The sequence below is a fragment of the Microbispora sp. GKU 823 genome (genome assembly GCF_002027145.1).
GTDB classification, from domain to species: Bacteria; Actinomycetota; Actinomycetes; order Streptosporangiales; family Streptosporangiaceae; genus Microbispora; species Microbispora siamensis.
Genome location: NZ_MWJN01000085.1, coordinates 14010 through 37134, shown reverse-complemented (window position 1 = coordinate 37134; position 23125 = coordinate 14010). Strand labels below are relative to the sequence as shown.

Annotated in this window: 23 protein-coding genes; 10 read left to right on the top strand and 13 right to left on the bottom strand. The window is 72.5% G+C overall.

The genetic code is table 11. The features are described from left to right. Positions 1–97: 97 nt before the first annotated feature. Positions 98–3427 (bottom strand): DUF4153 domain-containing protein, encoded by a 3330-nt coding sequence (locus B1L11_RS33020; RefSeq protein WP_079319273.1) that lies wholly within the window; start codon positions 3425–3427, stop codon positions 98–100. A gap of 24 nt (positions 3428–3451) precedes the next feature. Next, a complete protein-coding gene (locus tag B1L11_RS33015; RefSeq protein ID WP_079319272.1) occupies positions 3452–4141 on the bottom strand; it encodes a response regulator transcription factor in 690 nt (229 codons plus the stop codon). A gap of 173 nt (positions 4142–4314) precedes the next feature. Between B1L11_RS33015 and B1L11_RS33010 the strand changes: the two genes are divergently transcribed. After that, positions 4315–4908 (top strand): hemerythrin domain-containing protein, encoded by a 594-nt coding sequence (locus B1L11_RS33010; RefSeq protein ID WP_256863093.1) that lies wholly within the window; start codon positions 4315–4317, stop codon positions 4906–4908. A gap of 244 nt (positions 4909–5152) precedes the next feature. Continuing rightward, complete coding sequence (locus B1L11_RS33005) at positions 5153–5347, top strand: hypothetical protein (RefSeq protein ID WP_079319271.1); 195 nt, start codon at positions 5153–5155, stop codon at positions 5345–5347. 70 nt (positions 5348–5417) lie between these two features. Here the strand turns inward: B1L11_RS33005 and B1L11_RS33000 are convergent, their stop codons facing one another. Then, the gene (locus B1L11_RS33000; protein WP_179155439.1) at positions 5418–5738 is read right to left on the bottom strand and encodes a DUF3817 domain-containing protein; all 321 of its coding nucleotides are present in this window, start codon (positions 5736–5738) and stop codon (positions 5418–5420) included. Between the two features lie 68 nt (positions 5739–5806). Continuing rightward, the gene (locus B1L11_RS32995) at positions 5807–6613 is read right to left on the bottom strand and encodes an SURF1 family protein (protein ID WP_079319270.1); all 807 of its coding nucleotides are present in this window, start codon (positions 6611–6613) and stop codon (positions 5807–5809) included. Positions 6614–6751: 138 nt separating this feature from the next. On the opposite strand from B1L11_RS32995, the gene B1L11_RS47335 reads away from it, so the two are divergent. Continuing rightward, the gene (locus B1L11_RS47335) at positions 6752–6925 is read left to right on the top strand and encodes a hypothetical protein (protein WP_179155438.1); all 174 of its coding nucleotides are present in this window, start codon (positions 6752–6754) and stop codon (positions 6923–6925) included. A 159-nt stretch (positions 6926–7084) separates the two neighbouring features. Then, positions 7085–8560 carry an NAD(P)/FAD-dependent oxidoreductase gene (locus B1L11_RS32985; RefSeq protein WP_079319268.1) on the top strand — a complete coding sequence of 492 codons (1476 nt, stop codon included), beginning with the start codon at positions 7085–7087 and terminating at the stop codon, positions 8558–8560. On the opposite strand, the gene B1L11_RS52510 is transcribed toward B1L11_RS32985, so the two are convergent. Both B1L11_RS52510 and B1L11_RS32980 read right to left on the bottom strand, forming a co-directional pair. Further along, positions 8544–9104, bottom strand: coding sequence for a gamma-glutamyltransferase (locus B1L11_RS52510; protein ID WP_256863091.1), 561 nt, complete (start codon positions 9102–9104; stop codon positions 8544–8546). The two genes, B1L11_RS32985 and B1L11_RS52510, sit on opposite strands and share 17 nt — an antisense overlap. After that, on the bottom strand, positions 9101–10312 hold the full coding sequence (locus B1L11_RS32980) for a gamma-glutamyltransferase family protein (protein WP_256863090.1): 1212 nt from the start codon (positions 10310–10312) through the stop codon (positions 9101–9103). The genes B1L11_RS52510 and B1L11_RS32980 overlap by 4 nt, the downstream gene beginning before the upstream one ends. A gap of 202 nt (positions 10313–10514) precedes the next feature. Here B1L11_RS32980 and B1L11_RS32975 point away from each other — a divergent pair, with 202 nt between their 5' ends. Together B1L11_RS32975 and B1L11_RS32970 are read left to right on the top strand one after the other, a co-directional pair. Then, a complete protein-coding gene (locus B1L11_RS32975) occupies positions 10515–11672 on the top strand; it encodes a sensor histidine kinase (protein ID WP_256863089.1) in 1158 nt (385 codons plus the stop codon). Then, the gene (locus B1L11_RS32970) at positions 11669–12331 is read left to right on the top strand and encodes a response regulator transcription factor (RefSeq protein ID WP_079319266.1); all 663 of its coding nucleotides are present in this window, start codon (positions 11669–11671) and stop codon (positions 12329–12331) included. The genes B1L11_RS32975 and B1L11_RS32970 overlap by 4 nt, the downstream gene beginning before the upstream one ends. 20 nt (positions 12332–12351) lie before the next feature. Here B1L11_RS32970 and B1L11_RS32965 read toward each other — a convergent pair whose 3' ends face one another. Continuing rightward, a complete protein-coding gene (locus tag B1L11_RS32965; protein WP_079319265.1) occupies positions 12352–12978 on the bottom strand; it encodes a TetR/AcrR family transcriptional regulator in 627 nt (208 codons plus the stop codon). 88 nt (positions 12979–13066) lie between these two features. Here B1L11_RS32965 and B1L11_RS32960 point away from each other — a divergent pair, with 88 nt between their 5' ends. Next, entirely contained in the window at positions 13067–14539 is a 1473-nt protein-coding gene (locus tag B1L11_RS32960) for an MDR family MFS transporter (protein WP_079319264.1), read from the top strand. 46 nt (positions 14540–14585) lie between these two features. On the opposite strand, the gene B1L11_RS32955 is transcribed toward B1L11_RS32960, so the two are convergent. Beyond that, the gene (locus B1L11_RS32955) at positions 14586–15404 is read right to left on the bottom strand and encodes a MerR family transcriptional regulator (RefSeq protein ID WP_079319263.1); all 819 of its coding nucleotides are present in this window, start codon (positions 15402–15404) and stop codon (positions 14586–14588) included. A 140-nt stretch (positions 15405–15544) separates the two neighbouring features. Between B1L11_RS32955 and B1L11_RS32950 the strand changes: the two genes are divergently transcribed. Beyond that, positions 15545–16510 carry a MerR family transcriptional regulator gene (locus B1L11_RS32950; RefSeq protein WP_079319262.1) on the top strand — a complete coding sequence of 322 codons (966 nt, stop codon included), beginning with the start codon at positions 15545–15547 and terminating at the stop codon, positions 16508–16510. A 20-nt stretch (positions 16511–16530) separates the two neighbouring features. Here the strand turns inward: B1L11_RS32950 and B1L11_RS32945 are convergent, their stop codons facing one another. Further along, positions 16531–17700, bottom strand: coding sequence for an anhydro-N-acetylmuramic acid kinase (locus B1L11_RS32945; RefSeq protein ID WP_079319261.1), 1170 nt, complete (start codon positions 17698–17700; stop codon positions 16531–16533). Positions 17701–17720: 20 nt separating this feature from the next. Continuing rightward, a complete protein-coding gene (locus B1L11_RS32940) occupies positions 17721–18350 on the bottom strand; it encodes a TetR/AcrR family transcriptional regulator (RefSeq protein ID WP_079319260.1) in 630 nt (209 codons plus the stop codon). Between the two features lie 76 nt (positions 18351–18426). Here B1L11_RS32940 and B1L11_RS32935 point away from each other — a divergent pair, with 76 nt between their 5' ends. Continuing rightward, positions 18427–19146, top strand: coding sequence for a carboxymuconolactone decarboxylase family protein (locus B1L11_RS32935; RefSeq protein WP_256863088.1), 720 nt, complete (start codon positions 18427–18429; stop codon positions 19144–19146). A 146-nt stretch (positions 19147–19292) separates the two neighbouring features. Here B1L11_RS32935 and B1L11_RS52505 read toward each other — a convergent pair whose 3' ends face one another. Continuing rightward, complete coding sequence (locus B1L11_RS52505; protein ID WP_179155437.1) at positions 19293–19547, bottom strand: hypothetical protein; 255 nt, start codon at positions 19545–19547, stop codon at positions 19293–19295. Continuing rightward, a complete protein-coding gene (locus B1L11_RS32930) occupies positions 19544–20857 on the bottom strand; it encodes a glycoside hydrolase family 10 protein (RefSeq protein WP_179155436.1) in 1314 nt (437 codons plus the stop codon). Before B1L11_RS32930 ends, B1L11_RS52505 begins: the two co-directional genes overlap by 4 nt. A gap of 244 nt (positions 20858–21101) precedes the next feature. On the opposite strand from B1L11_RS32930, the gene B1L11_RS32925 reads away from it, so the two are divergent. Beyond that, positions 21102–22001 (top strand): MurR/RpiR family transcriptional regulator, encoded by a 900-nt coding sequence (locus tag B1L11_RS32925; protein ID WP_079319258.1) that lies wholly within the window; start codon positions 21102–21104, stop codon positions 21999–22001. Between the two features lie 85 nt (positions 22002–22086). On the opposite strand, the gene murQ is transcribed toward B1L11_RS32925, so the two are convergent. After that, positions 22087–23073 (bottom strand): N-acetylmuramic acid 6-phosphate etherase, encoded by a 987-nt coding sequence (gene murQ, locus B1L11_RS32920; RefSeq protein WP_079319275.1) that lies wholly within the window; start codon positions 23071–23073, stop codon positions 22087–22089. Between the last annotated feature and the right edge of the window lie 52 nt (positions 23074–23125).

Sequence of the window (23125 nt, the reverse complement as noted above, 5' to 3'; positions counted from 1 at the left end):
GCGCACGCCGACGTCGGCGCGGAACGCGGGGCTCCGGTGCCGTCCACCACGCGGCCACCGCTGATCAGCACATCGAAGGTCACGCCCCCGACTTAGATCAGTCGTACGGGCCGGGCACACGCGACGAGCCGGGGCAGTCGTCGGGCCGCACGACGGGCCGCCGCTCCAGCACCTCCCGGGCGCGAGCGCGGGCGAGGTTCCAGCCGTTCCACGGGTCCGCCCTGGACAGGTCGTTGACCGCCACCACGTCGCCCAGCACGCAGCTGCGGTCCGGCTCGGGCAGGCGGTCGAGGATCGGCACGGCCTCCGCGCCGAGGTCGCTCAGATAGCGGTGGTCGAGCCGCTCCACGCCCCGGACCGTGAGCTGGGTCTCCGCCACCCGCGCATCGGGGTCCCACACCGCGAACGCCAGCAGCGACACCCCGGTGAGCAGCACGAGGGCCCGGAAGAACCACGACGTGCCGCCGCCGGACAGCCGCACCGCTCCCGTCGCCAGCACCAGCACGAACACGGCGCCGAGCCACCAGATCGTCGCCTCCACCGAGGCCCGCAGCCGCGACAGGCCGTACGCGTCGGTGTAGAGGCCGAGCCGGTGCAGCGCCGAGGCGAGGATGACCAGCGTGAACGCGCACAGCAGGCCGAGCAGCGCGGCGAGCAGCCAGCGGTCGGCCCGGCTCTCGCGGCGCAGCAGGGCGACCGCGGCCGCCACGACGCCGAGCACGAAGACGCTGACCGTGACGAGTTCGAAGAAGCCCGACCTCGCGTACTGCGCGTAGGTGAGCCCCGCCGTCGTCAGCACCCTGCGGCTGCCGCCGAACAGCACCGTGATCTGCACGGCCACGAACGCCGCGAACAGCAGGTTCAGCCCGAGCAGCGGGATCACCCACACTTGCCGGCCCAGGGACATCCGCAGGTCGGGCGCGGCGGGCTCGGCCGCCGGGCGCAGGCCCACCAGCACCGCCGCCGCGGCCAGCACCGCGAACACGCAGAACACGAAGACCCGGTAGGGCAGGCTCTGCACCCATTCCGGCGTACGCAGCAGGTCGCTGAGGAAGGCCGAGAAGACGGCGTCGGCAGAGGAGAACAGCAGGCCGAAGACGGCCAGCAGGACGACGGTCACGACGGCGCTGACCAGCGTGGGCAGCATCCGGCGCCGCGCCAGGCCCCGGAGCGGCCCGGCCAGGAACCACGGCAGCGGCAGCACCGCGAACGCGACCGAGACCCCTCCCCTGATCACCGCGAACCAGCCCCGCCCGCCGCCCGACACCGCGAGGGACCCGACGCCGAACGCGGCCAGCAGCACCGGCCCGACCAGCCATTCGGCGTCGCGGAAGAGCGTCACGGAGACCAGCGCGTACGCCAGGAGGCCGAAGACCACCGTCCACGGCGTGATCCGGCCACGCCGGAGCGGCAGCACCGCCGGGAACGCCGCCGCACCCAGCGCGACCGCCGTCAGCACGATTCCCAGCCCGGGCGACGCGTACGGCAGGGCGACGGCGGCGACCAGGCCTGCCGCCGCGGCGGCGGGCAGCAGCCATCGGGGCGCGTCCGGCAGTTGCGGCCGCGGGAACAGCGGCGGCGGCACGTACGCGGGCGGCGGCGGGGAGACACCCGCCCCCTGGGCGACGGGCTCGGCCGGAACCTGGGGCACACGAGCGGGCGGCGCGGGCATCGGCGGGTATCGCCCCGGCCCCTGCGCGAACGCCGCCGCGGCTCGGCGGGCCGACGACGAGCCCCGCATCACTCCCGCGATCGTGCCGAGGGCGGTGAACAGCATCAGCGCTATGACGCCCAGGCCGAGGAAGACCGAGACGATCATTCCGGTGAAGAATCCGGCGAACATGCCGACGCCCGCCCCCAGCGCCGCCCGCGCCAGGTGCCCGGCGCGGTCGTAGCCGACGCCGGGGTGCGGCGCGAGCAGGTGCGGCGCGAGCGTGTGCGGCGCGAGCATCCGCGGGCCGGCACCGCCCGGCGAGGCCGTGTACGGCTGCTCGGCTCGTGCGTGGACGAGGTCCGGCCGCCGGAACTCCTCCCGGTCATCCTCGTCACCGGCGGCACCCGTGTCGTCCGAAGGTCGGCCGTGGTCCCCGCTCTGGGGGTCCCCGCTCTCCGCGATCTCCGTCCGCCTGGACGCGACCGGGATCTCATGGAGCGGCCCGGGCCGCTCACCAGCGGCCGGGGCCTCCGGCGAGGACGGCCCTGCCTCTTCGTCACCGGTCTCCTCCGGTCCTCCGGCCGCGACGAGGGCGGCTTCGCTCAGGTCGGCACCGTCGTCCCCGGCTGAGCCCTTCCCATCGGGCAAGCCGGCGGCGCGGCCCGCGCCCGCTTTCCGGACTTCCATTTTCCCCTTTCCGGCGTGGACGGGTCCGTCCGCGCTCTCCGCCGCCGCGGGCTCCCCCTGACGCGGCAGCACGACGACCATCCGGCACCCGGGGGCCGTCTCCCGGCCTCCCCCTGTGGGCCGTTTCGCGGCCGGGACCGGGTCCGTCGCCGCGATCGATCCGCCGTGCAACTCGACGATCTCCTTGGCGATGGCCAGCCCGAGCCCGGCCCCGCCCGCGTCGGCGGCCCGTCCGGCGTCGAGCCGCGAGAAGCGTTCGAACACCCGGGCCCGCTCCGCCGGTGGAATGCCGGGCCCCTCGTCGGTCACGCTGATCTCCAGGTTCGGCCCGGCCGGCCGCGCCTGCACCCGGACCGTGCCGCCGGACGGGCTGTGCCGTACGGCGTTGTCGAGCAGGTTGGCCAGCACCTGGGCGAGCAGGGCCGCGTCGGCGGACAGCGCCGTCCCCGGCGTGACCGCGCTCACCACCGTGACGTCGTCACGCGCGAGAGCCGCCTCCGAGACGGCCTGGCGGCACAACGACGCCAGGTCCAGCTCCTCCGGCTCGATCAGCCGCGCCCCCGAGTCGAGCCGCGACAGGTCGAGGAGCTGGGCCACCAGGCGGCCGAGCCGCTGAGTCTGGGCGAGGGCCGTGCCCAGGGTGTCGAGGTCGGGCGGCGTGACGCCGTCCACGACGTTCTCCAGCACGGCCTGCAGGCCGGTGATCGGCGTGCGCAGCTCGTGGCTGACGTTGGCCACCAGTTCGCGCCGTTGGCGATCGACCTCGGCCAGGTCGGCGGCCATGGCGTTGAAGGCCCGCGCCAGCTCCCCCACCTCGTCCCGCGACGTCGCGCTCACGCGCAGGCCGTACCGGCCCTTGGCGATCGTCTGCGCGGCGGCGGCCATCTCGCGCAGCGGCCGGGTCATGCCGCGGGCGAGGAGCTGCACCATGATCAGTGCGAGCACGACGGCGATCGCGATCCTGAGGTCCCGGGACAGGCCGGAGTTGATGCCGACCTCGTTGACGACGAACGCCGCGACCACGGCGAGCACGATCACGATGCCGAGCTTGACCTTGATCCGGCCGAGGAAGTCGAGCGGCCTCAACGCCTGGCTCTCCCTAGTGAAGCGTCATGAGCGGACGAGCGCGTATCCCACGCCGTGGACGGTGCGGACGACCTCCGGGCCGAGCTTGCGGCGCAGCGCGCGGACGTGGCTGTCCACGGTCCGGGTCGCGGCGGCCTCCGAGAAGCCCCAGATGTCCGACAGCAGCCGTTCGCGCTCGAAGACCTGGCCGGGCCGTTCGGCGAGACGCCGCAGCAGGTCGAACTCGGTCCGGGTGAGCTGGGCCTCGGCCCCGCGGACGAACACGCGGCGCTCGGCCGTGTTGATCTCGACGTCGCCGACCCGGATCACCGTGTCCTCGTGGGCCAGCAGGCTGGCCCGCTCCACCCGCCGCAGCAGCGCGTGGATCCTCGCGACGAGCTCCCGCATGCTGAACGGCTTGGTGATGTAGTCGTCGGCCCCCACGCCCAGGCCGACCAGCACGTCCGTCTCCTCGCCGAGGGCGGTGAGCATGAGCACCGGCACCGGCCGGGCGGCCTGCATCCTGCGGCACACCTCCAGTCCGTCCAGGCCCGGCAGCAGCCGGTCGAGGACGACGACGTCGGGCTCCGCCTTCGCGTAGGCCGCGAGCGCCCCCTCGCCGTCGCTCGCGACGCGTACGTCGAAGCCCTCCGCCACGAGCCGCAGCCGTACGGCGTTCGCGATCGTGTCGTCGTCCTCGACCACGAGGACGCGGCGTTGCTGAGGGGTAGCCATGGACGAAGCGTAGATGCCCTCTGTGCAGAGCCGTCGTCCGGAATTGTGCAGATCCCGTGCATCGGAGAATCCCGCCCGCGGAACCATGTCCGCCTCCGCGAGCCGAATCCGCAGGTCAGGGGTTTCGCCCCCCGGTTACGGGTAGCCCCGATATGACCAGGAAGGAGGCGCTAATGGACCGCCAGTCAAGGCCGGAGACCATGCGGGAGAACGACGTGATCGATCTCCTGACGCAGCAGCACGTTCTCATCCGGGAGCTGTTCGACGAGGTCGACAGGAGCCAAGGGGAGCAGCGCAAGGAGGCCTTCAGCCGCCTCGTCCGCCTGCTCGCCGTCCACGAGACGGCGGAGGAGGAGATCGTCCACCCCTACGCGCGGCGCAAGCTGGTCGGCGGCGACACGATCGTGGACAACCGCCTCCAGGAGGAGGAAGAGGCGAAGGAGATGCTCAGCCGCCTCGACGACATGGACGTGACGACGCCGGAGTTCTCCCAGGAGCTGGAGAGGCTGCGGGCCGCCGTGTTCGCCCACGCCGCCGCCGAGGAGCGCTACGAGTTCTCCGAGCTCAAGGCGAGCACGTCCGAGGCCGAGCGCAGGGCGATGGGCGTGGGTGTGAAGGCAGCCGAGGCGATGGCTCCCACGCACCCGCACCCCGGGGTCGAATCGGCGACGGAGAACATCCTGCTGGGGACGCCGGTCGCGATCATGGATCGCGTCCGCGACCTGATCCGCAAGACGATGGGCAAGTCGGAGTCCGGCGAGGGCTGAGCTCCGGGCGGGCCGCCGTACGGGGTTGTCCCGTCCGCATCGGGAGCGGCGGCCCACTCCGGAGACCGGGGAGCGTGCGCGGCGCCGCGGAGCCTGGCGGAGACGGTCACCCGTCTCCCGGGCGCGCGGCGCCGCGACGCGGACGACCACCCGCGGAGGCTCGCGGAACTCGGCCAGGACCCCGGACGTTCTCCCAGGCGACGCGGGACGACGTCCCGCGCGGCCCGACACGAAAGGCCTGACGATGTCGCCACTGGGCAAGTACTACGTGGGCGCGGCGGTGGTGGCCGTGCTGGTCTTCATCCTTCCGCTGCCGACGCTCCTGGCCTGGCTGATCGCGATCGGCGCGCTGGGGGCGCCGATCGTCGCCTACTTCATGCTGGACGAGTCGCAGCGGGCGCGGCTGCGGCGCATCCGCCGCCGCCAGATCGGCGGCTGAGGCCCTGCGAAGACCCGATGAACGGAAACCCGGCCGGGCCGCCGTCACGGCGCCCGGCCGGTCCGCTTCGCTAGGAGGCGGTGGCGATCCTCCTGCGGACCCGCTCGGTGACGCTCCGCTCCAGGACGAAGGACAGGAACGGGATCGTGCCCGCGATGAGCACCAGCAGCAGGTAGCCGACCGACCAGCGGGCCTTGATCAGGCCCAGGTTGATCGCGGCCACCAGATAGACCATGTACAGGAAGCCGTGGATCGGCCCGACGACCGCGACCATCGTGCCGTTGTCGAAGCCGTACTTGACGACCATCGCGGCACACAGCACGAGCAGCATCACGCCGACGATGTAGGCCATGACGCGGTAGAAGTTGAGCGCGGATTCCACGTCGATCATTACCTCTGCTGGGGAAACGGTCACCACACGATATCCGTGCCACCGGGTGGTCCCGGCTTCAGGGCCGTTCAGGCCTCCGCGTGCGCGGCGGGCTCGGCCGGCTGCGGCTCCTCGCTCTCCCGCTCCCGCTCCCGCTGCCCGCGCAGGGCGTCGCGTACGAAGTGGAACCACATGTACACGGCGAACAGCGCGAAGATCCACCACTGGAGGGCGTAGGCCAGGTTGCGCCAGGTGAAGCCGCCGCCTTCGGTCGGCGGCGACACGGCCACCGGCGTGACGCGGGACGGCGGGTCCTGCGCGGTCGCGACGACGAACCCGTCCCGCACCCGCGCGTCCGGCCACACGTTGATCAGCTCCGCCGTCGACACCGTCGCCACCTGGCCGCGTGGCAGGTTCCCGCTGCGCATCACGTCGTCGGTCTGCTCGGCCGGCCGCAGCCGTCCGGTCACGGTCACGGCGCCCTCGGGCACGGCGGTGGCGGGATCGGCCGCCGTGGGCACCCAGCCGCGTACGACGGGGACGACCGTGCCGTCCGTGAGCCGCAGCGGGGTGAGCAGCCAGAATCCGCTCCCCTTGGCCGCCCTGCCGCCCGGGGCGGCGACGTCGGCGACCCGGTCGGCCACCAGCAGCTGGTTCGCGGCGTCGTAGGTCCCCGTGGCGGTCACCCTGCGGCTGATCGCGCCGCCGCCGACGTGCTGTCCCACCTGGGTCAGCTCGGTGACGGCCACGGGCGCGGGGTCGGGGGCCCGCCGTGGGGCGCCCGACGCCTCGAAGACGCCGAGCTGCCAGCGGCCGAGGAAGGTGAAGGACACGAGCACCCCGATGACCAGCAGGTGCAGGGCCACCAGCCGGGGAGCCAGGAGGGTGCGGAGCATGCATACAACGCTATCCGCCGCCCCCACCGGTCCGGTATTCGCGCCGGTGTCTCGGAGGAACGCCAAGCGATCCCCAGGCGAGGGCAAAATCCGACAAATCGCGGCCAGGGCGCACCATGTGTCGCTAGAGTCATGCCCATGTCCGACCCTCAGATCGACCCGGCCGGAAACACGCAGGCTTTCCGGGCGTTCGCGCAGCAGCAGGACGCGCAGGCCTCTCAGGAGCAGCCGTCCCGTCTGCCGATTTGGATCGCCGTCGGTGCGGCGCTCGTCGTGATCCTCGCCGTGGTGGCGTACCTCCTGGTTCGCTGACATACCTGTACCAGCCGCCGACGACCGCGCCCGTCGGCGGCTTTGTCATGCCCGCCGACGGTTCAGTCGCCCACTCATGCGACGTACAGTGACGCTGCTGGACCCTGCCCGCCCACGCGCATATATTGGACAAATCTTCCAATAGGGCAGGGAGGACGCATGCCCAGTCCGGGCGTCACGATCATCGGTTCCGGGTTCGCCGGGCTGTGCATGGCCATCAAGCTCAAGGAAGCGGGCTATCACGACTTCGTGATCCTGGAGAAGGCCGGCGAGATCGGCGGCACCTGGCGGGATAACACCTATCCCGGCTGCGCCTGCGACGTGCCCTCGCCGCTGTACTCCTTCTCGTTCGAGCTCAACCCCGGCTGGTCGCGGCTGTTCTCCCCTCAGGAGGAGATCTGGGACTACCTGCGGGCCTGCGTCCGGAAGTACGGCCTGGAGCCCCACCTGCGGTTCGGCACGGAGGTCTGCGGGCTGGAGTACGACGACGAGCGGGCCCTGTGGCGGGTGTCGACCGGCGACGGGGAGACGTTCGAGACCCATGCCGTCGTGTCCGGCGTCGGCGCCCTGCACGTGCCGTCGTTCCCCGAGATCCCCGGCCGTGAGCGCTTCACCGGCACGGTGTTCCACTCGGCCCGGTGGGACCACTCCGCCGACCTGAACGGCAAGAGGGTCGCGGTCGTCGGCACCGGCGCGTCGGCGATCCAGTTCGTCCCGGTCGTCGCCGAGCAGGCGAGCCGGCTCACCGTCTTCCAGCGCACCCCGCCGTGGATCCAGCCGAAGCCGGACCTGCCGATCGACGGGCGGCTGAAGCGGGCCATGGAGACGCCCGGCGGGGCCCGCATTCTGCGCGACGCCGTCTACTGGCTGCTGGAGACCCGGGCCGTGGGCTTCACGATCGACCCCCGGCTGATGAAGGTCCACCAGGCGATGGCCGAGCGCCACCTGGCCCGGCAGGTGCCCGACCCCGAGCTGCGCGCGAAGCTGACGCCCGACTACACCATCGGCTGCAAGCGGATCCTGCAGTCCAACGACTACTATCCCGCGCTGACCAGGGACAACGTCGAGCTGGTCACCGACGGGATCACCGAGATCAGGGAGCGGTCGGTCGTGGACGCGGCGGGGCGCGAGCACGAGGTCGACGTGATCGTGTACGGCACCGGCTTCCGGGTGGTCGACTCCCTCAACGAGCAGCGGATCGTCGGCAGGAACGGCGTCAAGATCCAGGACGCGTGGCGCGACGGCATCGAGGCCTACTACGGGATCACGACCGCGGGCTTCCCCAACCTGTTCTTCCTGCTCGGCCCCAACACCGGTCTTGGGCACACCTCGGTCGTCTTCATGATCGAGTCCCAGGTCCGGTACGTCATGGACTGCCTGCGGCTGCTGTCCAGGACCAAGGCGAAGGCCCTGGACGTACGGCCGTCGGCGCAGCGGGCCTACAACGACCGCCTGCAGCGGCGGCTCGACCGGCTGGTGTGGAGCGAGGGCGGCTGCACGAGCTGGTATCTCGACGAGCACGGCAGGAACCGCACGCTCTGGCCCGGCTTCACCTTCGAATACTGGGCGCGTACCCGGAAGGTGAAGCCGAAGGCCTACGAGCTCATCGGGGCACGGATCAGCGACGCGGGCTGACCACGAGGGCGCTGCCTCCGCCGCGCCGCGCGGGTTCGGCGACCGCCTGGACGAGGCCGTTTCGCAGGAACTCCAGGCCGGTCGCCGCGCCGATCTCCCCCGCCGGCGGCCCGGGGACGTCCGTCAGCGTGTGACCGAGCGCGGTCAGCTCCGCGCCGTACCGCTCGGTGAACGCCGGCTCGGCCTGGGTGGCGGCGGTGTTGCGCTGCGAGGCGCGCGGCGCGGCCACGGCCTCCGGGAGCGACATGCCGAAGTCGAGCCGGTTCACCAGGATCTGCAGCACGGTCGTGATGATCGTCGCGCCGCCGGGCGAGCCGACGGCGAGCAGCGGCCTGCCGTCCTTGAGCACGATGGTGGGGGCCATCGACGACCGCGGGCGCTTGCCGGGAGCGGGCAGGTTGGGGTCGCCGGGCGCCGGGCCGAAGGTGAAGTCGGTCAGCTCGTTGTTGAGCAGGATGCCGCGGCCCGGCACCACGATCCCGCTGCCGCCGGTCTGCTCGATCGTGATGTTGTAGGCGGCCACGTCGCCCCAGCGGTCGGTCACCACGAGATGGGTCGTCTCCGGCCCCTCCTTCTTCTCCTCCGGAGCCGAGGCCGCCTGAGGCGTCGGGCAGGAGGAGTAGGAGCCGTCGGGCGATCCGGGCGCGGCGGGTGGGCCATCGCCCGCGGGCCGATCAGGCAGGCGCGCTCCTTGGCGAACCCGTCGGAGAGGAGCTGATCCAGCGGCACGTCCACGTACGCCGGGTCGCCGACGTAGGCGTTGCGGTCGGCGAAGGCGAGCCGGGAGGCCTCCAGGTATTCGTGCAGGCCGACCTTCGGCAGGGCCTCCAGGATCTTCAGCGCCTCCCCCACGGTGGATCCGCCCGACGACGGCGGCGCCATGCCGTACACGTCGAGCCCCTTGTACGTGACCTTGGTGGGCGGCCGTTCGAGCGCCCGGTAGGCCCTGAGGTCGGACACCTCCATCAGCCCGGTCCTGACCTTCCTGGTGGCCCCCTGACGCACCGGCGGCTTCTTCACCGTGGCCACGATCTCCCGGCCGAGCGCGCCGCCGTACAACCAGGCCGGACCGCGGATGCCCAGCTCACGGTAGGTGCGCGCGAGATCGGGGTTGCGGAAGACCGATCCGACCTGCGGCGGCTGCCCGCCCGGCAGGTAGAGCGACGCGGTCGAGGTGAAGTCGGCGAACCGGCCGGCGTTCTGCTGCGTCTGGTCGTGGAACGTCTGGTCGACGACGAAGCCCTTCTCGGCGATCTCGATCGCGGGGCGCAGCGCCTGCCGCAGCGGCATCGTGCCGTATCGGCGCAGCGCCATGTCCCACTGGGCGACGCTGCCGGGGACCCCGACCGACAACCCGCTGGTGACGGCCTCGTCGAACGGGATGCCCTCGAACGCCGTCGAGGTCATCGCCCGCGGGGCGGTCTCCCGCCCGTCGATCGTGGTCACCTTCCGCGTGCGGGCGTCGTAGTAGACGATGAAGCCGCCTCCGGCCAGTCCCGCCGAGTAGGGCTCGGTCACGCCCAGCGCCGCCGCGCCGGCCACCGCCGCGTCCATCGCGTTGCCGCCCTGGCGCAGCACCGAGAGCGCGGCCTTGCTCGCGTCCAGGTCCACGGTGGCCACGGCCCCGCCGTACCCCTCCGCGACCGGCCGTTTGACCTCCGCCGCGGACCCCGCCGGTGCGGCGTGGGCGGGCGGCGCGAGGAAGGCCGCGAACGTGACCAGTCCCAGCGACGTGACGACGACGCTCCTCATGCCAGGCACCTCCACCACGTGAGCGATCACTCCAGCATGACTCACGGGAGTCAGAAACGCTGCGGGATTGTCCGCTTTTGGACGCGGGAGCGGCCGAGCGAGCCGACGCGCGGAGCGGGAAACACGCTACTCCTTCCGGCGTACGGCGGACTGCCGCGCCGGGCGGATGCGGTGACCAGCGGCGATGGCCTAGCGTGCGGATGTGCGTTCCCGTTCCGCGATGTACCACCGCATCGATCCCGTTCTGCCGGTCATCGTCGGGTTCCTCCAGGTGTTCCTGACGATGGGCGCCCAGTACTGGCAGTTGCGGAACCCGGACCTCGGGCGGGCGCCGCTGACCTGGTGGGGCTACGCGCTGCTGCTGGTCGGGCCGCTCGCGCTCGCGCTGCGCCGCCGTGCGCCGGTGGCCGCCCTGGTCGTCACGCTCATCGCGACCTCGGTCTATCTCCTGCTCGACTTCGCGTACGGGCCGGTGTTCCTCAGCCAGATCATCGTGGTCTTCAACGCGGTGATGTCCGGGCACCGCCGCACGGCGTGGCTGTCGTCGGGGGCGTTCTTCCTGTTCGTGATCGCCTACGCCACCTGGTTCATCCCCCACCGGGCGAGTCTCTTCCACCACACCGCGGTCGCGGCCTACCTGCTGCTCACGCTCACCGTGGCGGAGTTCTACCGGATGCGCCGCGAGCGCCTCGCCGAACGCGAGCGGGTGGCGCGGGAGGAGGCCCGGCGGCAGGCGAGCGAGGAACGACTCACCATGGCCCAGGAACTGCACGACGTGCTCGCCCACAACATCTCGCTGATCCACGTCCAGGCGTCCACCGCCCTGCACATCCTGGACGACCACCCCGAGCAGGCCCGCACCGCGCTGAGCACGATCAAGCAGGCGTCCAAGGACGTGCTGACCGAGATGCGCGGCGTGCTGAGCCTGCTCAGGGACGGCGCGCCGCGCTCCCCCATGGCCGGGATGGCCCACCTGTCCGACCTCGCCGAGCGCAGCGGGCTGCGGGTCACGCTGGAGGTCACCGGGCAGGAGCGCCCGCTGCCCGCCGGCATCGACCGGGCCGGCTACCGGATCGTGCAGGAATCGCTGACCAACGTCTCGCGGCACGCTCCCGGCTCCCGGGTGACCGTACGCGTGGCGTACGCGGCCGAGGAGGTGACCGTGACGATCGAGGACGACGGCGCGGGCACGGCGCGGGCCGAGGCGGGCCTCGGCAGCGGCAACGGCATCCCCGGCATGCGCGAGCGGGCCGCGGCGCTCGGCGGATCGCTGACCGCGGGCCCCCGGCCCGGCGGCGGCTTCCGCGTCGAGGCCCGTCTCCCCCTACCCCCGTCCGCCGACCAGAAGGAGCCGAATTGATACGCGTCCTGCTCGCCGACGACCAGGCACTGGTCCGGGCCGGGTTCCGGGCCCTGCTCGACGCGCAGGAGGGCATGACCGTCGTGGGCGAGGCCGGCGACGGCGAGCAGGCCGTCCTGCTCACCCGGGACCTGCGCCCCGACGTGGTGCTGATGGACATCCGCATGCCCGGCACCGACGGCCTGACGGCCACCCGCCGTATCGGCGACGACCCCGCCCTCGCCGACGTGAAGATCGTCATGCTCACCACGTTCGAGCTGGACGAGTACGTCTTCGAGGCCCTGCGCGGCGGCGCGAGCGGCTTCCTGGTCAAGGACACCGAGCCGGCCGAGCTGATCCAGGCCGTCCGGGTGGTGGCCTCAGGCGACGCCCTGCTGTCCCCCGGCGTGACGCGCAGGCTCATCGCCGAGTACGTCGCCCGCGCCAAGGAGCCCGGCATCGCGACCCGTCTCGACCCGCTCACCGAACGGGAGCGGGAGGTGCTCGCGCTCGTGGGCACCGGCATGACGAACGACGAGATCGCCGCCAGGCTCTACATGTCCCCGGCGACGGCCAAGACCCACGTGAGCCGCACGATGAGCAAGCTCCACGCCCGCGACCGGGCCCAGCTCGTCGTGATCGCGTACGAGTCGGGCCTGGTCAAACCCGGCTGGCTCTGAGACGCCGTACGCGCCTGCCGCTACGCCGGACCCGGCCCGTCGTGGTGGTCGTGGACGAGGGGGAGGAAGAGCTCGTCGACGATCGACCGGATGCGTGCGGGCTTCAGGGGTTTGAGATCCATGAGCAGGTCGTGGCGCACCAGGTCGAACGGCATGGCGAGCACCGCGGGCGGGATCCGTTCCAGGTCGATCTCGCCGCGGTCATGGGCGCGCCGGTAGATGGTCCGGACGCGCGAGAGCGCTTTGTCGCCCATGATCCGGTCGCGCACCTGGGCGGGAGTGAGCCCGGTGCCGGCCAGTAGCCCCGAGAAGGCGGCGGCCGCGGCGATGGCGAAAAAGGCGGCGCGGGCCTCGCCCATGCCGGTCAGTGCGGCGAGGAGGTCGCCACGCAGGGTGCCGGTGTCGGGGACGTCGACCGGGTGGCTGTTCCGGTAGTGCTCGAGCGCGGCGAGCACGAGCTGGTCCTTGTTGGCCCAGCGGCGGTACAGCACGGCGATGCCGGTGCCGGCGCGGGAGGCGACGGACTCCATGGTCAGTTTCGCGAAGCCGACCTCCACCAGCTCGTCCCAGGCCGCGTCCAGCAGTGCGGCCTCGAGCTCGGGCCCGCGTCGGCGCTGGCGGGAGGGCGCGGCGGCGGATGTGGTCACGGCTTCACTATAAGGAAGGTTTGCATTCCCTAGCAAGGCGCTCTACCTTCATAAGAGATGGATTCCACTCTTATCTGAGGGCGAGACGATGACGGAGACCACCGAGGCGAAGCTGTCGCCGCAGGTGAAGAACGCGCTGATCGCGCTGGTCGTGGGCGGCATCGCGGCGATCCTCGACTCGACGATGGTGACGCTGGCGATCCACACGCTGGTGGTGAAGCTGCACTCGACCGCCGGCACGATCCAGTGGGTCACCACCGGCTTCCTGCTGGCGATGGCCGTCGCGATCCCGGTCACGGGGTGGGCGGAGCGCCGCTGGGGCGGCAAGCGGGTCTGGATGGCCGCGCTGGTGCTGTTCGTGCTCGCCTCGGTGCTGTGCGCGATGGCCTGGAACGACGCCGTCCTGATCGGCTTCCGGGTGCTGCAGGGCTTCGGCGCCGGGCTGATCTTCCCGCTGATGCAGACGCTCGCGGTGAGAGCCGCGGGCGGGCGTGTCAGCAGCCGGCTGATGGCGGCCGTCAGCCTGCCGATCGCACTTGGCCCCATCCTCGGCCCGGTGATCGGCGGCGTGATCCTGAACTGGCTGAGCTGGCGCTGGCTGTTCCTCATCAACGTGCCCGTGATCGCCGCCGGGCTGCTGCTGGCGTGGCGGTTCCTGCCCGCCGACCACCCCGGCTCCTCGGCCGGGCGCGGGCGCCTGGACTGGATCGGCCTGGTGCTGCTCGCGCCGGCGCTGACGGGGATCCTGCTCGGCCTCTCGGAGCTGTCCGAGGACGGCGGGATCGGCCGCGCCGGGGTGCTGGTGCCGCTGTCGGCCGGGGTCGTCCTGCTGGCCGCGTTCATCGCCTGGGCGTCGCGGCCCGGCGAGCGCGAGCCGATCGTCGACGTACGGCTGCTGCGCGTGCGCTCGCTCGGCAGTGCCTCCACGGTCCTGTTCACCGCCGGCGCGGCGATGTACGCGGGCATGTTCCTGCTGCCGCTGTACTACCAGCAGTCGCGGGGCGACAGCGTGCTGGACGCCGGGCTGCTGATGATCCCGCAGGGTGTGGGCGCGCTCGCCGCGCGCTTCGTGATCGGCACGCTGGTCGACCGGTTCGGGGCGCGCGCCTTGACGATCGCCGCCTTCCTGCTCGCCGCCGTCGCCACCGTCCCGTTCGCACTCGCCGGGCCGGGTACGAGCCTGTGGTGGCTGGGAGCCGTGCTGCTGGTTCGCGGCCTGGGGGTCGGGGCGGTGCTGATCCCGCCGATGTCCGTCGCCTACCAGGACATCCGACCGGCGGGCATCCCGCACGCCACCATGAGCACCCGCATCGCCCAGCAGGTGGGAGCCTCGTTCGGCACCGCGATCGTCGCCGTCGCCCTGCAGTCGCTCCTCGGCCACGGCGCCACGGGTGCCTTCCACGGCGCGTTCTGGTGGGCGATCGGTATCGCGATCGCCGCGGTCATCCCCGCCGTCGCCCTCCCCGCCGGCAAGCCGACGGGCGGGTCACCGGCCGCGAAGCCGGTGCACGACGACGAGACCGCGAGCAGCCGAGTGGCCGCACAGGAAGAGGCGGCGTGAGCCCGGCCGTCCACCAGAACGCACCGCAGATCTCGGCCTCGTACTTCTAGCCGGCGAGCGGCTCCTGGAGCTCGGTGACCCACCGGGCGGGATCCTCCCCGGCCTCCAGGTAGAGCTCCCTGGCGTACCCGGCGGAGCGGTGACCGCCGTCGGCGATCCACCGGGCCAGCGTCTGGGCGGTCGGGAGGACGTCGTCCATCGGGCCGCGATGCACGATCGTGGCCGCCCGCTCGATCGCGGGCAGGTCCACGATCGCGAAGTCGTGACCGTCCCCGGGCGCGATCGCGACCGGCATCGCCACGTGCGCGAGGATCCCGTCGCCGCCGGGGGCGTCCTCGTAGTAGGCGATTCCCGGCCCCACCGGGGTCACCCCGGCCTCGTCCAGCCTGCGGCACAGTTCGTCGAACAGCGGGCCGACGACCGGGCCGATGTCCTCCGGCTCGTAGCTGCGCGCCACGCCGCTGAGTTCCGCCACCCGGACGGCGGGGATGCGCTTGACCACCACGTCGTCGGTGTTCATGTGTCCCTCACTCTCGATCGTCCGGAGCCTCGCCTCGACCTGGGCCAGCCGGGCCGCCGCGGCGGCCATCGCCGCCTCCAGCTCCGCCTGCCGCAGCCGCAGCATCCCGCGCAGCTCCTCGGCGCTCACCTGCTCGTCCAGGACCTCCCGCACCTGCCTGAGGGTGAAGCCAAGGTCCTTGAGCGCGGTGATCCGGTTGAGACGGGCGAGCTGGCCCGCCTCGTAGAAGCGGTAGCCGCTCGCGGGATCGACGTGGGCCGGGCGGAGCAGCCCGATCGCGTCGTAGTGGCGCAGCATGCGGACCGACACGCGGCCGTGCCTGGCGAAGTCTCCGATGGTGAACATGGTGTGGCGATTCCAATGCCTCACACGGTGTCAGGGTCAAACGCCGCGTCTCCGGCCGGAGGCGGCGGGACAGCGGCCATGGCGGCCGTCTCGAAAAAAGTAGTTGAGCTTCCAGTGACTGGAAGGTCGAGGCTGTGCATGTGAACGACCACACGGAGCCGCGCCGCACGGATTCGGCCGCCGCCTCCCGGGACACCGGCGAGGGGGACGATCTCGGACCGCTCACGATCGGGCGGCTCGCGAGGCTGACCGGCGTGCCGGCCCGCACGATCCGGTTCTGGTCCGACATCGGGATCGTCCAACCGGCAGGGCGGTCGGCGAGCGGTTACCGGTTGTACGACGCCGCGGCTGTGGCCCGGCTGCACCTCGTGCGTACGCTGCGCGACCTGGGGCTCGACCTCGCCACCGTGGAGCGGGTCGTGACCAGGCGCGTCGGTCTCGCGGAGGTCGCCAGGGCACACGTCGCCGCGCTGGACGCGGAGATCGCCGTCCTCCGGGCGCGGCGCGCCGTCATGCGGTCGATCGCGGAACGCGACGGCACCATCGAGGAGATGAGACTCATGCACGAACTGGCTCAGCTGTCGGCACGGGAACGGCAGCGCATCATCGACGACTTCGTCGACGAGGTGTTCGCGGGCACCGACCCCGACGCGCCCGGCGCCGGAATCGCCCAGAGCATGCGCCGCCTGCCCGAAGCGCTGCCGGACGAACCCACCACCGAGCAGGTGGAGGCCTGGATCGAGCTCGCCGAACTGGTCTCCGACCCGGCCTTCCGGGAGCGGGTACGCGGGATGGCACTCGGCCCCGCCGAGCCCGTGACGCCGGCGCCGTACGACTCGCAGGCGGTCCTGGACGAGGCCGGGCGGGCCTTGGACCAGGGGATCGCCCCGGAGTCGGCGGAGGGCGAGCGGATCGTGGACCGGCTGGTGGGTCCGGATGTGCCCGCCGCCGAACGCGCACGGCTCGCCGACATGCTGGAGCGGTTCACCGACCGCAGGGTGGAGCGCTACTGGCAACTGCTCGGCGTGCTCAACGGCACGCCCCCGTTCCCCTCCGGGGTGCCCTCCTACGAGTGGTTCATCGCGGCGCTGCGCGCCGCGCGCTGAGCCGGTGAGGGCCATCAGGATCAGGGCGAGGCGCGGCGCGCCGCCCCTCGCCCTTCCATGCGGATACTCCGGGGCGGCAGGTCCAGCGGTTCCGGCAGCCGCAGCGGCCCGCGGCCCGGGGTGATCGTGCCGAGCACCCGCGATCCGGCCGCGCCGGTGCAGGCCGGCACCGTGCCGGGCAGGCCGTGCGCGGTCAGCCAGCCGAGATAGGAGAACGCGACCGCTTCCTTGGCGTCCGAGGGCACGCCGAGGTCGTCGCTCGGCAGCAGCCGCACGCCTTCGGCCCGCTCACGCAGCGCGCGCATCAGAGCCGGGTTGCGCACGCCGCCACCGGAGACGACGACCGTGCCGAGCCGGTGCCGCCGGATCTCCGCCGCGACCGTCTCGGCGGTGAGCGTCGTGAGCGTCGCCACCAGGTCCGGCAGGCCCAGCGCGTACGGCCCGGCGACCCGGTCCAGATAGCCCGCGTGGAACAGTTCCTTGCCCGTCGTCTTCGGCGGCGGCAGGTGATAGTACGGCTCGGCCAGCAACTCGGCCAGCAGCCCCTCGTGGACCTTCCCCGACGCGGCCAGCCTGCCGTCCTCGTCGTACGGCATGCCGGTGGCGGCGCGTACGGCCGCGTCCATGAGCGCCGAGGCCGGGCCGGTGTCGTACGCGAGCGGGGGCTCGCACACGGTGAGGTTGGCGATGCCGCCGAGGTTGAGCGCGCCGGCCCGCCCCGCCGAGGCGGGCAGCCCGGACAGCAGCGGCAGGTCGAAGGCGGACACGAGCGGCGCGCCCTGCCCGCCTGCGGCCACGTCGCGCACCCGCAGGTCCGACACGACCGGCACGCCGAGCCGTTCGGCGATCCAGGCGGGCTGGCCGAGTTGGAGCGTCCCGCGCACGCGCCCGTCCTCCACCCAGTGGTACATCGTCTGCCCGTGTGAGCAGACGAGGTCGGCGGCCGGGCAGGTCGCCGCCGCCTCGGCGAACGCCCGGCCCACGAGCGTGTCGAGACGGCAGACCTCGCCCATGTCCGCGGGGTTCGGCGGCAGCGCGGCGACGATCGCGGCCCGCAGGCCGGGCGGGTACGGCACCGTGCCGGTGTGCTCCACGACCCCGGTGAGCAGGTCGCCGTCCCGTGACCAGCGGACGAGTGCGCAGTCGATCCCGTCGTGAGAGGTTCCCGAGATCAGCCCGAGTACGCGCACGCCTGCCTCGCGAGGATCTTTCAGCCAGCTCTCGCCGGGAGGCCGACGAGCTTGGTGAGGAAACGGTCGATCTGCTCCTCGGCGGGTGGCCAGTGCAGGTCGGGCTCGTTGATCCGCTGCGACAGCATGCCGTTCACCGCCGTGCGCAGGTCGATCGCGACCGTCGCCGCGTCGTCGCGCGGGGCGACCCCGGCGTCCATGCAGCGCTGGACCGCCTCCGTGGTCCTGGCGACCAGCACCTCCTTGAACGGCATGCCGAGCCTGCGGTGGACCGCGCTCTCGTGCAGCACCTTGTAGAGGCCCGGATGCTCGTGCGCCCAGGCGGCCTGCGCGAGGATCCGGGCCCGCAGGCGGGCTCCCGGGTCCTCGTGCGCCGCGTCGGCCTCGTCGCCGGCCCGCACCAGTTCCTCGTGACAGCGCCGCAGCACCGCGAGCACGAGTGCGTCGCGGTCGGGGAAGTGCAGGTAGACCGAGGTGGCCGCGATCGACACCTCGCGGGCCACGGCCCGCAGCGACAGCGCCTCGTCGTCGGCGAGGTCGTCGAGCATGCGCATGGCCGCCGCGACGATCTCCTCGCGCAGCCGCTCGCCCTGCCCCCGCGCGTTCGGACGGCGGCGGGCGGCGGGAGTCGGGGGTGTGGTGGCTTCCATGACCAGCCCATTGTACGAGGACCCCTTTAACGCTACAGTCGTAGCGCTACAGCCGTTCACTAAAGGAGCGCCTCCTGTGACCGTCCACGCTTCGACGGACTTCGACACGATCAACGAGATGGACCCGGTGTTCGCCCAGATGGCGGCCGCCAGCGTCCGGCACTGCTGGGCGGTGCCCGAGCTGACCGACCGCGAGAAGGTGTTCCTGGCCCTGGTGGCGGACGTCTGCCAGCCGGCCCTCGGGTTCCCGTTCGAGATGCACGTCCGCGCGGGCCTGCAGCGCGGCGTCTCCACCGCGGACATGCGGGCGCTGCTGCGCCTGATCTCCTACGACAGCGGGTACGTCGCCGCGCTGGCCGCGCTGGAGCGGCTCGCCGAGATCGAGGCCGCGGCCGGGCTGCCCCGCCCGGACGCCGAACCGCTGCCCGGCGAACTGCTGGAGACCGGTCCCGGCGCGGCGCCGACCCCGCTGCCCGAGCCGGTGCGGGCCGAGCTGACCGAACTCGACCCGTACTTCCTGGAGTACTTCGACCTTCAGTCACGGATGCGGGGCGTCCAGGGGCCGGGCACGTTGAGCGTCCGCGAGCGGGCGTTCATGACGATGAGCATCGACGTGCACTACCAGACGCTGGACGAGACGTTCCGCATCCACGTGGGCCGCGCCCTCGGGGCCGGCGCGTCACCCGAGGACGTGCGGGCCGTGCTGCGCTTCAACGCGCAGTTCGGGGCGACGCGGGCATGGCAGGCGTGGAAGGCGCTCAACGCCCACCTCGCCGAGCTCACCCGCGCCCACTGACGGCCCCTCTATGACGGCCCGCACCGCCTGACCGTGCGGACCTGCGGGGCGGACCGGCAGAGGGGAACGGCCGGGCGGGACGCCGGTGCGCTACGGCGTCCCGCTCCGGCCGGAGGACTACTCGGGGACCTTAGTGGACCCTGCCTTCAGTGGACCCTGCGTTCATGGCTCGGCTCGCTCTGCCGGGACGCCCGGTCGACGGCCGTGACGTGGTAGCGGTGGCCGGGCGCGCCGTCCGGGTCAACCCAGCGGACGTGCCTGCCCGCAGGGACGACCGCGACCAGGTGCGCCGCGTCGCCGAAGTCCTGCCGGCGGGCGGGCCGGTCGAACCGGAAGACGGCGAACTGGAACGGGGCGCGGGGTCCGGCGGCCTCGACGTGCAACTCCACGCCCCCGCTCACGCGCGCGCCGAGGCGAGCACGGGACGACGCGGCGGCTCGCCGCCCGCGAGCCTGGGCAGCAGCGGCGCGAGCGCCGGACGCGTGTAGTGCCCGCTCACGACCGCACCGATCGACCCGAGCCGGTCGTCGCGGACGTCGGCCGCGTTGTACCAGATGTCCCCGCCGACCTCCGGGTGGTCGCGGTTGAGCGTGAGGTGCCGGGACAGCTCGTCCGGCTGGGACCACTCGGCGGGCTGCCCCGCAGCCCCCGCCTTGTACGCCGCCTGGCCGATCCACAGCTGGACGCCGGTGCCCGCGGCCACGTCGGACCACCAGGGGACGAGCTTGGCGTAGTCGGCGTTCGACTGGCCGATGTACCAGTAGAGCTGCGGCGCGACGTAGTCGAGCCAGCCCTTCTTCACCCAGCCGCGGGTGTCGGCGTGCAGGTTGTCGTACGACTGGCCGCCGCTGGTGTCGGAGCCGAGAGGGTCGGTGGCCTTGTTGCGCCAGATGCCCGAAGGGCCGATGCCCCAGATCACCTCGGGCTTGGCCTGCCGCACACGCCGCTGCATCTCCTGCACCAGCAGGTCCACGTTGTTGCGCCGCCAGGAGGCCAGGTCGGGGAAGCCCGCGCCGTACGCCGCGTAGGCGGCGCTGTCGTCGAACGCCGTGGTGTTGACCGGGTAGAAGTAGTCGTCGAAGTGCACGCCGTCGATGTCGTAGCGGGTGACGGCGTCCATCATCGCGTCCTGCACGAACGCCCGGACCTCGGGGATGCCGGGGTTGTAGTAGAGCTTCCCGCCGTACGAGACGATCCACTCGGGGTGTTTGCGGCCCGGGTGGTCGGGGTGCAGCTTGGCCGGGTCCGCCTGCATGGACACGCGATACGGGTTGAACCAGGCGTGGAACGCCAGGCCCCTCCGGTGGGCCGCCTCGACGGCGAAGCCCAGCGGGTCGTAGCCCGGGTCCTGCCCCTGGACCCCGGTCAGATACTGCGACCACGGTTCGTACGGCGACGGCCAGAAGGCGTCGGCGGTCGGCCTGATCTGCACGAACACGGAGTTGAGCCGGCGTGCGACGGCCAGGTCGAGCCAGGCGGTGAACTCGGCCTGCTGCTGCTCGGGCGTCAGCCCGGTCTTCGACGGCCAGTTGATGTTGACGACCGAGGCGATCCACATGCCGCGCATCTGGCGCAGCGGCGGGACGTACCCGGCGGGAGAGGCGGAGAGGGCGGAAGCGGGGGATGCGGCGAGGGCCGGCAGCGGGACGGCCGACGCCGCGGCGGCGAGGGCCAGGCCGCGCAGCACGGCACGCCGGGAGGGGGAGCTCAATCGGACCTCCGAAAGCCGGGGGGATGCGGCGATCACGACACTGGCAGAAACTTACTTTCAGATCAATGCGGATAAAAGAAAGTGTCATAGACGTGTAATCTGCCCCAAGAGGTCCTGGTGGGAGACGATGCCGGATACCCAGGTCAGGCCGTACATGTCTCGACATGTGGACTTCTGGTCCCGTTGCCCCGCACCGGCGGGCGCAGGGATCTAAGCTGATCGCGCACAGGAGAGGCTGCAGGAGATGAACGAGAACGAGGGCGCCGCACCGGTCAACCCGATCGCGACGGTGCGTGCGGTGCTGCCCTCGCTCACCCCCGCCGCCCAGACCATCGCGCGCCTCATCCTCGACGACCCCGCCATGGTGGCCCGCAGCACGATCACGGAGGTCAGCGCGGTCTCGGGGATCAGCGAGGCGACGATCGTGCGGACGGCGCGGGCGCTGGGCTTCGCCGGCTACTCCCAGTTGCGGTTCGCACTCGCCGCGGCCGTGGCCAGGGACACCCCCGAGCGGCTCGTGCCCGGCGACCTCGCCCCGGACGACCCTCTGACCGACGTGATCGCCAAGGTCACCCGGGCCGAATCACAGGCGCTCGCCGACACGGCGGCCCAGCTCAGCCCCGACGGGCTCGGCGCGGTGGTGGAGGCCGTCGCGGGCGCCCGCCGCGTGGACGTGTACGGCGTGGGCGCCTCGGGACTCGTCGCGGCCGACATGGCGCAGAAGCTGATGCGGATCGGGCTGCCCGGTCACTACTTCACCGACGCGCACCTCGCGCTCACCAGCGCCGCGCTGCTCCGCGAGGGGGACGTGGCCGTCGGGGTGAGCTGCACCGGCGAGACGCCCGACGTGCTCGGCCCGGCGCGGGTCGCCCGCAAGGCCGGCGCGACGGTCGTGGCGATCACGAACAACCCGCGCTCGTCGCTGGCCGGGCTCGCCGACCACGTCCTGATCTCCGCCGGGCGCGAGACGGCGTTCCGGCCGGGCGCGCTGGCCAGCCGGATCAGCCAGTTGCTCATCGTCGACTGCGTCTTCGTCGGCGTCGCGCAGCGCACGTTCGACACCTCCGACGCCGCCTTACGCGCGACCCGCGACGCGCTCGCCGACTACCTCGGCGACGCCCACCGCCGCGCCCGCTCGGCCTGACCCACCCGCGGGAACCCATCCGGTTCGGCGAGGGCGCGACCGCCTCGACACGCCCTCCGCCCCCGCCCGGCCGGCACTCGACAAGTCAGGCGGCGCCTCCGGCGTGGCGGGCGGCCTCCAGCCGGTCGCCGTTGGCCTTCAGCAGCGCCCGGGCGCCGTCCGGGCCGAGATCGTGCTCGATCATCAGCACGGCCACCTTGACGTTCCAGTCCGCCGCCTCCAGCGCCGCCCGCGCGGCGGCGGACCCGGCGCCGGTGATGTCGCCGACGATCCGCGTCGCCCTGCCCGCGAGCTTCTCGTTCACCGCCGAGACCTCGATCATGGCGTTCCCGTACGTCCTGCCGAGCCGGATCATCACGATCGTGGAGATCATGTTGAGCACGAGCTTCTGGGCGGTCCCCGCCTTGAGCCGGGTCGAGCCGGCCACCACCTCGGGGCCGACGACCACCTCGATCGGATGCTCGGCCCGCTCCGACAGCGGCGACCCCGGGTTGCAGGACACGCTCACGGTCAGCGCTCCGCGGCGGGCGGCCTCGTCCAGCGCTCCGAGTACGAACGGCGCGCGACCGCTGGCGGAGATCCCCACGACCGAGTCGAGCGGGCCCAGGCCGCGGCCGGCGATGGCCGCCGCCCCGCCGTCGTGGTCGTCCTCGGCGCCCTCGACCGACCGGGTCAGCGCGGCCTCGCCGCCCGCGATGACCCCCTGCACGAGTTCGGGGTCGGTACCGAAGGTCGGCGGGCATTCCGAGGCGTCGAGGACGCCGAGCCTGCCGGACGTCCCCGCCCCGACGTAGAACAGGCGTCCGCCCCGCGCCATGCGGCCGGCGATCGCGTCGATGGCGGCCGAGACGTCCGGAATGGCCATGGCCACCGCGCCGGGCACCGTGGCGTCGGCCGCGTTCATCAGGCGGGCGATCTCCTCGGTCGGGAGCCGGTCGATCTCGCGGTACCGCGGATCGCTCTGCTCGGTGTAGAGCTCGCTCTGCTCTGTATAGAGTTCGCGCTGCTCGACATCGAGCTCGCTTCGCTCGACACCGAGCTCTGTGGACAGGCCCGTCAGTGGGTCAGTCATCTCGTCCCTGTCGTCGGTTTCCATCTCCGGCCTCCCCCGATCGCCGTACACG

What these genes read in the sequence shown, in the direction of transcription:
- B1L11_RS33015 (WP_079319272.1), bottom strand. Translation starts at nt 4,141, where the DNA reads ATGGCTACCCCTCAGCAACGCCGCGTCCTCGTGGTCGAGGACGACGAC.
- B1L11_RS33010 (WP_256863093.1), top strand. Translation starts at nt 4,315, where the DNA reads ATGGACCGCCAGTCAAGGCCGGAGACCATGCGGGAGAACGACGTGATC.
- B1L11_RS33005 (WP_079319271.1), top strand. Translation starts at nt 5,153, where the DNA reads ATGTCGCCACTGGGCAAGTACTACGTGGGCGCGGCGGTGGTGGCCGTG.
- B1L11_RS33000 (WP_179155439.1), bottom strand. Translation starts at nt 5,738, where the DNA reads ATGATCGACGTGGAATCCGCGCTCAACTTCTACCGCGTCATGGCCTAC.
- B1L11_RS32995 (WP_079319270.1), bottom strand. Translation starts at nt 6,613, where the DNA reads ATGCTCCGCACCCTCCTGGCTCCCCGGCTGGTGGCCCTGCACCTGCTG.
- B1L11_RS47335 (WP_179155438.1), top strand. Translation starts at nt 6,752, where the DNA reads ATGTCCGACCCTCAGATCGACCCGGCCGGAAACACGCAGGCTTTCCGG.
- B1L11_RS32985 (WP_079319268.1), top strand. Translation starts at nt 7,085, where the DNA reads ATGCCCAGTCCGGGCGTCACGATCATCGGTTCCGGGTTCGCCGGGCTG.
- B1L11_RS32980 (WP_256863090.1), bottom strand. Translation starts at nt 10,312, where the DNA reads ATGAGGAGCGTCGTCGTCACGTCGCTGGGACTGGTCACGTTCGCGGCC.
- B1L11_RS32960 (WP_079319264.1), top strand. Translation starts at nt 13,067, where the DNA reads ATGACGGAGACCACCGAGGCGAAGCTGTCGCCGCAGGTGAAGAACGCG.
- B1L11_RS32955 (WP_079319263.1), bottom strand. Translation starts at nt 15,404, where the DNA reads ATGTTCACCATCGGAGACTTCGCCAGGCACGGCCGCGTGTCGGTCCGC.
- B1L11_RS32940 (WP_079319260.1), bottom strand. Translation starts at nt 18,350, where the DNA reads ATGGAAGCCACCACACCCCCGACTCCCGCCGCCCGCCGCCGTCCGAAC.
- B1L11_RS32925 (WP_079319258.1), top strand. Translation starts at nt 21,102, where the DNA reads ATGAACGAGAACGAGGGCGCCGCACCGGTCAACCCGATCGCGACGGTG.
- murQ (WP_079319275.1), bottom strand. Translation starts at nt 23,073, where the DNA reads ATGACTGACCCACTGACGGGCCTGTCCACAGAGCTCGGTGTCGAGCGA.